The 9059-nt window shown below is 69.8% G+C and carries 8 protein-coding genes, 2 tRNA genes and 2 pseudogenes; 7 read left to right on the forward strand and 5 right to left on the reverse strand.

The window, feature by feature from the left end; genetic code table 11:
• The coding region (locus EAO70_RS19130) for a GNAT family N-acetyltransferase (RefSeq protein ID WP_148005237.1) at positions 1-1136 on the reverse strand (1136 nt) is incomplete at its 3' end.
• Between the two features lie 106 nt (positions 1137-1242).
• On the opposite strand from EAO70_RS19130, the gene EAO70_RS19135 reads away from it, so the two are divergent.
• Positions 1243-2451 (forward strand): PP2C family protein-serine/threonine phosphatase, encoded by a 1209-nt coding sequence (locus EAO70_RS19135; protein WP_261992945.1) that lies wholly within the window; start codon positions 1243-1245, stop codon positions 2449-2451.
• Here EAO70_RS19135 and EAO70_RS40415 read toward each other — a convergent pair.
• Positions 2355-2633 (reverse strand): annotated as a pseudogene (locus tag EAO70_RS40415) (serine/threonine-protein phosphatase); the annotation flags it as partial. The gene EAO70_RS19135 and the pseudogene EAO70_RS40415 overlap by 97 nt on opposite strands.
• A gap of 41 nt (positions 2634-2674) precedes the next feature.
• Between EAO70_RS40415 and EAO70_RS19140 the strand changes: the two are divergent.
• Positions 2675-2869, forward strand: coding sequence for a hypothetical protein (locus tag EAO70_RS19140; protein ID WP_148005238.1), 195 nt, complete (start codon positions 2675-2677; stop codon positions 2867-2869).
• Positions 2870-2980: 111 nt separating this feature from the next.
• On the opposite strand, the gene EAO70_RS19145 is transcribed toward EAO70_RS19140, so the two are convergent.
• Complete coding sequence (locus tag EAO70_RS19145; RefSeq protein WP_148004117.1) at positions 2981-3409, reverse strand: amphi-Trp domain-containing protein; 429 nt, start codon at positions 3407-3409, stop codon at positions 2981-2983.
• Positions 3410-3557: 148 nt separating this feature from the next.
• A tRNA-Gly gene (locus tag EAO70_RS19150) sits at positions 3558-3631 on the reverse strand.
• Between the two features lie 132 nt (positions 3632-3763).
• Between EAO70_RS19150 and EAO70_RS19155 the strand changes: the two genes are divergently transcribed.
• The 5 genes from EAO70_RS19155 (at position 3764) to clpX (ending at position 8416) form a co-directional block, all read left to right on the forward strand.
• Positions 3764-3840 (forward strand) — tRNA-Pro (locus EAO70_RS19155).
• A 169-nt stretch (positions 3841-4009) separates the two neighbouring features.
• A complete protein-coding gene (tig, locus tag EAO70_RS19160; protein WP_148004118.1) occupies positions 4010-5395 on the forward strand; it encodes a trigger factor in 1386 nt (461 codons plus the stop codon).
• A 239-nt stretch (positions 5396-5634) separates the two neighbouring features.
• Positions 5635-6252: an ATP-dependent Clp protease proteolytic subunit gene (locus tag EAO70_RS19165; RefSeq protein ID WP_148004119.1), complete on the forward strand. Its 618-nt coding sequence runs from the start codon at positions 5635-5637 to the stop codon at positions 6250-6252.
• A gap of 61 nt (positions 6253-6313) precedes the next feature.
• On the forward strand, positions 6314-6976 hold the full coding sequence (locus tag EAO70_RS19170; RefSeq protein ID WP_148004120.1) for an ATP-dependent Clp protease proteolytic subunit: 663 nt from the start codon (positions 6314-6316) through the stop codon (positions 6974-6976).
• Between the two features lie 156 nt (positions 6977-7132).
• The gene (gene clpX, locus EAO70_RS19175) at positions 7133-8416 is read left to right on the forward strand and encodes an ATP-dependent Clp protease ATP-binding subunit ClpX (RefSeq protein ID WP_024755522.1); all 1284 of its coding nucleotides are present in this window, start codon (positions 7133-7135) and stop codon (positions 8414-8416) included.
• Between the two features lie 69 nt (positions 8417-8485).
• Here the strand turns inward: clpX and EAO70_RS19180 are convergent.
• Positions 8486-9059: pseudogene (locus tag EAO70_RS19180) on the reverse strand (hypothetical protein); the annotation flags it as partial.

The raw sequence follows: 9059 nt of genomic DNA on the forward strand, positions 1-9059 counted from the left end.
GCCCCCGCCAGCGACGCAAGCGAGACCCCGCCCAGATAGGCCGCGCCCAACTCCCGTACCGACAAGGCCAGATCCGCCGGATCCGCGGTCCGGGTACAGGTGGCGCCCTTCTGGTCCCCGACCAGCCGCCACCGCCCCTCGTTCCAGGGGCAGAAGGCGTCCTCCACCTCGAACACCACGTCCACCGGCGCCTGGTACGTCCGCGCCTCCAGCGCCGCGCCGACCTCCACCAGCCGCAGATGCAGCGCGTCCCGCAGCCGCGGCGCACAGCGCCGGACATCGCTCACCAGGTGCTGCCAGCCGTCGTCCACCGGACGGCTGAGGATCCGCACCTCCGAGGTCAGGTCCACCGAGCAGAGGAACCGCCACAACGCCGCCTCCGCCGCCGGATCGAGGCCGAACAGCCGGTGCACGATCACCGACCCCGCCGACCCCTCGAACGACCAGTCCGGCTTGACCGCGTAATGGGCGTACCCCACGACCTCCCCGTCCCGCTCGGCCAGCACACAGAGCAGCGGGGACGCGCCCTCCCGGTCCCCCGGCGGGTCGAGCAGCGCGAGCCGCTCCCAGCCCGGCATCGAGACGAGCATCCCCGGACGCGTGGGCACCAGACGCGCGTAGACGGCCTCGCACGCCGCCGCCGACTCGCCGGGATCGGCCTGCCGCAGCCGCACCTCGTCCGTACCCGCCGGCACCGACAGCCGCACCCGCGTGGTGTCGATCGTCGCCCGCGCCGTGTACGCGGTCAGGCCGTAGCCGAAACGCCCGTAGATCTCCGGCTCCGAGGCCGTGAGCACCGCGACCGACTCCCCGGCCGCCCGCAGGTCGTCCAACTGCCGCCGCATCATCGACGTCAGGATCCCGCGCCGCCGGTGCGTGCCCGCCACGCTCACCATCGTCACCCCGGCCACCGGCACCGACGCCCCGCCCGGCACCGTCAGCCGGAACGTGAACGCCCCCGCCGTACCGACGCACAGGTCCCCGTCCCACACCCCCAGGGACCGCTCGAACTCGGTCAGGTCGCGCCACAGGCTCCGCTCCTCCGGAGCCTCGGCCACACCCCCGAAGGCGAGTTCGAGGACTCCGTACCAGCGGTCCCACTCCGTCGGGTCGAGAACCCGCAGTTCAGTAGTCATATGCCATCGATATCAGCGGCGCCCGCCCGGGGCGACCCGATTTCACGCACATTGTCACCGGGGTACCCCTGCACGACGCCGGGCGGGATGGATAGGGTCCAGGCCAATGGGACAGCGCGCCGGAGTGACGACGTACGCGGTCCGGATGCGCCGACGCGTACGCCGGGCCCGCACCGCGCTGCGCAGATCCGGCGTCGACTACTTCCGCGGGGACGGCTCCGACTGGCTCGCCCTCGCCGGACTCCTGCTGACGATCCCGGCCATCACCTGCGGAACCATCCTCAACCCCGTCTGGTGCGCACCCGCCGCCCTCGTCCTGCCGATCGTCGCCGGCGGACTCCTGCTGCGCCCCGCCAGCCTCCTCGGCCTGTACGCGGCCGCCGCCGGCGCCCTCATCGTCGAGTCCGTCGTCCTCGGCCCCTACACCCAGGGCCCCGCGCGCGTCACCCCCGGCACCGTCCTGGTCGTCGCCGCCTGCGGACTCTTCGGCCTCCTCATCGCCCAGTTCCGCGCCCGGGTCGGCGTGCCCTGGCGACGCGGCGGCACCATGCTCTTCGACCTCCGCGAACGCATCCGCGTCCAGAGCGCCCTGCCGCGGCTCCCGCAGGGCTGGCACCGCGAGATGGCCCTGCGCCCGGCCGGCGGCCAGTCCTTCTCCGGCGACTTCGTCGTCGCCGCCCGCACCCACGGCGGCCGCACCCTGGAGGTCGTCCTCACCGACGTCTCCGGCAAGGGCATGGACGCGGCCTCCCGCTCCCTGCTGCTCTCCGGCGCCTTCGGCGGACTCCTCGGCTCCCTCCCGCCGCACGGCTTCCTGCCCGCGGCCAACGGCTACCTCCTCCGGCAGAACTGGGACGAGGGCTTCGCCACCTCCATCCACCTCGTCCTCGACCTGGAGTCCGGCGACTACGAGCTCTTCTCCGCCGGCCACCTGCCCGCCCTCCAGCTCCACGCGGGCAGCGGACGCTGGGAGGAGAAGGCCGCCGACGGACCCCTCCTCGGCGTCTACGACGGCGCCGAGTTCCACCCGGACAAGGGCAACCTGCGCCCAGGCGACGTCCTCATGCTCTTCACCGACGGCCTGGTCGAGGCCGCCGACCGGGACATCGCCGAGGGCATCGACCGCCTCACCGGCGAGGCCGACCGCTGCGTCGTCGAGGGCTTCGACGGCGTCGCCTGGGACCTGATCGAGGCCGTCGCCAAGGACGTCAACGACGACCGGGCGCGGAACTGGGCGATGAGGAGGCCGAAGAGTCCGCAGGCGGCGACGACCAGGACGGTGCCGGGGGTGACGCGCGCGGGGCCCTGGGTGTAGGGGCCGAGGACGACGGACTCGACGATGAGGGCGCCGGCGGCGGCCGCGTACAGGCCGAGGAGGCTGGCGGGGCGCAGCAGGAGTCCGCCGGCGACGATCGGCAGGACGAGGGCGGCGGGTGCGCACCAGACGGGGTTGAGGATGGTTCCGCAGGTGATGGCCGGGATCGTCAGCAGGAGTCCCCCTGGTGGGCAAGGCGGGACCGACCAAGGGTGTGATCAGTGTGGCCATTTCACTGTCTGTGGTGTTGCTGCTGGCAATCATCATGGTGGTGCTGATCCGCGGGGGAAACCTCAAGGCCGGCCCGGCCGTGGTCGCGGTCCTCTTCGGCTTCTTCCTCGCCTCGACCGGCATGGCGGACGACATCCAGCGCTTCCTGGACTCGATAACGCAGACGGTCGCCTCGATCAAGTTCTGACCCGGCACCCGGCAGGCTCCTGAGCCGGCGGCCGTCAGGCTCCTGAGCGGGACGCCCCGGCAGGCTCCTGAGTGGTACGGCCCCCTGGCAGGCTCCCGGGCGGGACCCGCCTCAGGCCGCCGCGGGCTTCGCCGCCGCCCGCTTCGTCCTCCGGCCGCCACCGGAGGCCGCCGCGGCCCGCTTCGGCGCGGCCGACTTCGCCGACCCCGCCGTCCTCGCCGCGGTCTTCTTCGTCCTGGCCGGGGGCTTCGGCGTGCCCGTGTCCGTCCCCTGCTCCGCGCTCTTCACCGGCGGCTCGGCCGCCCGCCGCCGGGCCCGGGTCGGCCACGTGAACTCGATCTCCAGCTCGATCTCGCCGTCCGACACCTCGAACTCCAGCTCGCAGCGGAGCTCCTCGGGGATGCGGAGGCTCAGGGTCCCCGCCCCCATCGCCAGCTCGGCCTCGCCGCCCCGGCGCAGGGCGTCGGCGAGCGCGGCCAGCTGGTCCGCCGCCTCCTCGCGGGACAGCGAGCGCTTCTGCTCGAACTTCAGGTCCTTCATGGAAGGCCTCCGGTGCGAAGAGGGGGGGGTCGCTCTCAGCCCAGTCTGCGGCCGTCCGCCCGCCCCGGCATCTCACGTGCCCCTGACCGACCCCGGGAAACGCCGCGGGGCCGGTCAGGAGAGCAATCCTGACCGGCCCCGGGGCACATGGAGCGGGTGACGGGAATCGAACCCGCGTAGCTAGTTTGGAAGACTAGTGCTCTACCATTGAGCTACACCCGCACAGCATCGCGCCGCAGGTCACGAGGACCGCGGCACGAAGAGCATGGTAGCGGTTCGGGGGCCCTTCGCGCACACCCCGAAATCGGGGGGCGCCGCAGAGTCCCCGTCCATGTACCCTACGTGTCGCACCGACGGGGTGTGGCGCAGCTTGGTAGCGCGTCCGCTTTGGGAGCGGAAGGCCGTGGGTTCAAATCCCGCCACCCCGACCATGACGATCATGCGCACCGTTCGCGCTCTTGATCACGTTGTGGGCGTCATCCCGCTTGCGGTTACTATGCAAGCTGCGTGCCCGTGTGTCTTTCTGACCGGGCCGACCCGCCGGAACCGCCACACGCGGCGCCGGTGGATTCCAGGAATCAGCCACAAGGAGACCGAACCGTGAAGAGCGCCGTGGAGACCCTGAACCCGACCCGGGTTCGGCTCACTGTCGAGGTGCCCTTCGAGGAGCTCAAGGACAGCCTCGACGCGGCGTACAAGAAGATCAACCAGCAGGTCACGGTCAAGGGCTTCCGTAAGGGCAAGATCCCGGCTCGCGTGATCGACCAGCGGTTCGGCCGCGGCGCCGTGCTGGAAGAGGCCGTCAACGACGCGCTCCCGAAGTTCTACACCGAGGCCGTCAACGAGGCCGAGGTCAACCCGCTCGGCCAGCCCGAGGTCGACATCACCGAGCTGAAGGACGGCGAGCTGCTGGCCTTCACCGCCGAGGTCGACATCCGCCCGACGCTGGAGATCCCGGACTACTCCGGCATCGAGGTCACCGTCGACGCGGTCGAGGTCACCGACGAGGACGTCGAGAAGTCCGTGGAGCAGCTCCGCGAGCGCTTCGCCTCGACCTCCGCGGTCGAGCGCGCCGCCCAGGACGGCGACGTCGTCACCATCGACCTGGAGGCCAAGGTCGACGGCGAGGTCCTGCCCGACGGTGTCGCGAGCGACGTCTCGTACACCATCGGTTCGGGCGAGCTGCTCGACGGCATCGACGAGGCCGTGAAGGGCCTGGAGGCCGGTGGCGAGGCCACCTTCACCTCCCAGCTGAAGGGCGGCTCCGCCGAGGGCAAGGACGCGGAGGTCACCGTCAAGGTCACCGCCGTCTCCGCCCGCGAGCTCCCCGAGCTCGACGACGAGTTCGCGCAGATGGCGTCGGAGTTCGACACCCTCGACGAGCTCAAGGCCGACAGCCGCAAGCGCCTCGAGAACATGAAGCAGTTCGACCAGGCCACCCAGGCCCAGGAGCGCGTCCTCGACGAGCTCCTCAAGCTGGTCGAGGTCCCGATGCCCGAGAAGCTTCTCGAGGACGAGATCAACACCCGCAAGCACAACCTGGAGCACCACCAGCTCGGCCAGATGGGCCTCGACCTCGGCAAGTACCTGGAGATCCAGGGCAAGACCGAGGACGAGTTCCTGGCCGAGACCAAGGAGCAGGCCGAGAAGGGCATCAAGACGCAGTTCATCCTCGATGAGCTCGTCAACAAGGAGAAGCTCGACGTCTCCCGCGAGGAGCTCACCGAGCACCTGTTCCGCCGTGCCGCCTCCTCCGGCATGAGCCCCGACCAGTTCGCCCAGGCCGTGGCCGAGGGCGGCCAGGTGCCGATGCTCGTCGGCGAGGTCGCCCGCGGCAAGGCCCTCGCGGTCGTCGTCGAGGCCGCCAAGGTCGTCGACAGCAACGGCGAGGTCGTCGACCTCTCCGACGACGAGGACGACGTCGAGGCCGCCGCCGAGGCGGTCGAGGCCGCCACCGGCGACGCCGAGGTCTCCGAGGACAAGTAAGGGGCCCTCCGCCCCGCGCGGACCCCGCTCCACGGGCCCGTACGCACGCCAGTGCGTACGGGCCCGTGGACGTACGAGGACCCGGTCATGCGGCCCCAACTACCTTGCGCTCCCAGCGAACAGTCAGGGAAGCGGGATGGCGTTGTCCTACCTGCGCGTTAGGGTCCATGAAGAGAGGGCAGTGCCCTCGGTACGAGACGCTGAGACGGCTTGGCCGTCGGAGACGAGCAGGTGGATACGTGACGAATCTGAAGCCTTACGCCGCGGGTGAGCCGTCCATCGGTGGCGGCCTCGGCGACCATGTCTACAACCGGCTGCTCGGCGAGCGCATCGTCTTCCTCGGCCAGCAGGTCGACGACGAGATCGCCAACAAGATCACCGCCCAGATGCTCCTCCTGGCCGCCGAGCCGGACAAGGACATCTTCCTGTACATCAACAGCCCCGGCGGCTCGGTGACGGCCGGCATGGCGGTCTACGACACCATGCAGTTCATCCCGAACGACGTCGTCACCATCGGCATGGGCATGGCGGCCTCCATGGGCCAGTTCCTGCTCACCGCCGGCACCCCCGGCAAGCGCTTCGCGCTGCCGAACACCGACATCCTGATGCACCAGGGCTCCGCCGGCATCGGCGGCACCGCATCCGACATCAAGATCCAGGCCGAGTACCTCCTTCGCACGAAGAAGCGCATGGCCGAGATCACCGCGCACCACTCCGGCCAGACCGTCGAGACGATCATCCGCGACGGCGACCGCGACCGCTGGTTCACCGCGGAGGAGGCCAAGGACTACGGCCTCATCGACGACATCATCACGCACGCCGCAGGTGTTCCGGGCGGCGGCGGCACGGGCGCCTGAGCCCGTCCGCCCGCCCAAGAGCCCCAGCCCACCGAACGCCACCAGGACGGTGAACACCCAGATGCAGAACAACCTCTCCGCGAGCGGCCTCTACACCGGCGCGCCGATGGACAACCGCTACGTCGTGCCGCGCTTCGTCGAGCGCACCTCGCAGGGCGTGCGCGAGTACGACCCGTACGCGAAGCTCTTCGAGGAGCGCGTGATCTTCCTCGGCGTGCAGATCGACGACGCCTCGGCCAACGACGTCATGGCGCAGCTGCTGTGCCTGGAGTCGATGGACCCGGACCGCGACATCTCGATCTACATCAACAGCCCCGGTGGCTCCTTCACCGCGCTGACGGCGATCTACGACACGATGCAGTTCGTGAAGCCGGACATCCAGACGGTCTGCATGGGCCAGGCGGCCTCCGCCGCGGCCGTGCTGCTCGCCGCCGGCACCCCCGGCAAGCGGATGGCCCTGCCGAACGCCCGCGTGCTGATCCACCAGCCGTCCGGCGGCACCGGACGTGAGCAGCTCTCCGACCTGGAGATCGCGGCCAAGGAGATCCTGCGCATGCGCAGCCAGCTGGAGGAGATGCTGGCCAAGCACTCCTCCACGCCGATCGAGAAGATCCGCGACGACATCGAGCGCGACAAGATCCTCACGGCCGAGGACGCCCTCGCGTACGGGCTCGTCGACCAGATCGTCTCGACCCGTAAGAGCGCGGCCTCCTCGGAGCGCTGACGCCCGACCTTCCCTCGGCACGGGGCGCGTGGCCGAATCACGACCATGTGAACCGTGCCAAGGGGGGCCCGAACGGGGGGCCCGGCAAGGTACCGTCGAATATGAGGCACCAGGAGTCGCTGAACCAGGCGCTCCCAGGCGAAGGGGAAGCACCTCGTGGCACGCATCGGTGATGGCGGCGACCTGCTCAAGTGCTCGTTCTGCGGTAAGAGCCAGAAGCAGGTGAAGAAGCTCATCGCGGGTCCCGGTGTGTACATCTGCGACGAGTGCATCGACCTCTGCAACGAGATCATCGAGGAAGAACTCGCGGAGACGAGCGAGGTGCGCTGGGAGGAACTCCCCAAGCCCCGCGAGATCTACGAGTTCCTCGAGGGGTACGTCGTCGGGCAGGAGCCCGCGAAGAAGGCCCTCTCGGTCGCGGTGTACAACCACTACAAGCGCGTTCAGGCCGGCGAGAACGGCGGCGGCGCGGGGCGGGACGACGCCATCGAACTGGCGAAGTCCAACATCCTGCTGCTGGGCCCCACGGGCTCGGGCAAGACGCTCCTGGCCCAGACGCTGGCGCGCATGCTCAACGTCCCGTTCGCCATCGCCGACGCGACGGCGCTGACGGAGGCCGGCTACGTCGGCGAGGACGTCGAGAACATCCTGCTCAAGCTGATCCAGGCGGCGGACTACGACGTCAAGAAGGCCGAGACCGGGATCATCTACATCGACGAGATCGACAAGGTCGCCCGTAAGAGCGAAAACCCGTCGATCACGCGCGACGTCTCCGGCGAGGGCGTGCAGCAGGCCCTGCTGAAGATCCTGGAGGGCACGACGGCCTCCGTGCCGCCGCAGGGCGGACGGAAGCACCCGCACCAGGAGTTCATCCAGATCGACACGACGAACGTGCTCTTCATCGTGGGCGGCGCCTTCGCCGGTCTGGAGAAGATCATCGAGTCGCGGGCGGGCGCCAAGGGCATCGGCTTCGGGGCGACCATCCGCTCCAAGCGGGAGATCGAGGCGAGCGACCAGTTCCAGGAGGTCATGCCGGAGGACCTGGTGAAGTTCGGGATGATCCCCGAGTTCATCGGCCGTCTCCCCGTCCTCACCTCCGTCCACAACCTGGACCGCGAGGCGCTCCTCCAGATCCTGGTCGAGCCGCGGAACGCGCTGGTGAAGCAGTACCAGCGCCTCTTCGAACTGGACGGCGTGGAGCTGGACTTCGACCGCCCGGCCCTGGAGGCCATCGCCGACCAGGCGATCCTCCGCGGCACCGGCGCGCGCGGTCTGCGCGCCATCATGGAGGAGGTCCTCCAGTCGGTGATGTACGAGGTCCCGTCCCGCAAGGACGTGGCCCGCGTGGTCATCACGGCGGACGTCGTCCGCAACAACGTGAACCCGACGCTGGTCCCGCGGATCGTGAAGAACGACGGCAGGCACGAGAAGTCCGCCTGACGCGTACGGACGTGAAAGGGGCGCCCCGCCGGTCGGCGGGGCGCCCCTTCCGCTTGTACGGGGGCCGGATCAGGCCTTGCTGCGCGAGGCCTTGTACTGCTGGGCCGTCAGCTCGGCCACCTGGTCCAGGGTGAAGCCCTGGCCGCCGGTCAGCATCGTCGACGGGTCGAGCGCGTTGACCACGCCCACGGTTCCGTAGTCCGCCCAGATGCACGTGGGCACCGTGAACGACTTCGGACCCGGAGTGGTCTGCTCCTTGGTGGTCTCGAGCGTGACGTTCTGGCACTTCATGAGCGCGCCCTCGAACCCGGCGGGCGTCTTGCTCTCCGCGCTGCCGACGAGGGTCACCTTGACGTCCTGGGTCTTGGCGCCCTGGTTCTTCCCGTAGTTGGCGAACGCGGCGTCGATCGCCTTCTCGGGGTCGGCGACCTCGCCCCACATCCCGTTCAGGCTCATGTTCTTGGTCTTGAGGGGATCGTTCGAGCTGCCGGACTTGTACGAGGCCTGGGCCTGCTGGGCGTTCTTGATCCCCATGGCGTCGGCGGCGACCTTCTGCTCGGGGGCCAGCTCCCCGCTCTTGCCGTCGCCTTCCTTCTTGAACTCGCCGACGGTGGACGCCGGGGTGATCTTGTAGCCCTTGGTG

This window comes from Streptomyces sp. adm13(2018) (assembly GCF_008042145.1).
GTDB lineage: Bacteria > Actinomycetota > Actinomycetes > Streptomycetales > Streptomycetaceae > Streptomyces.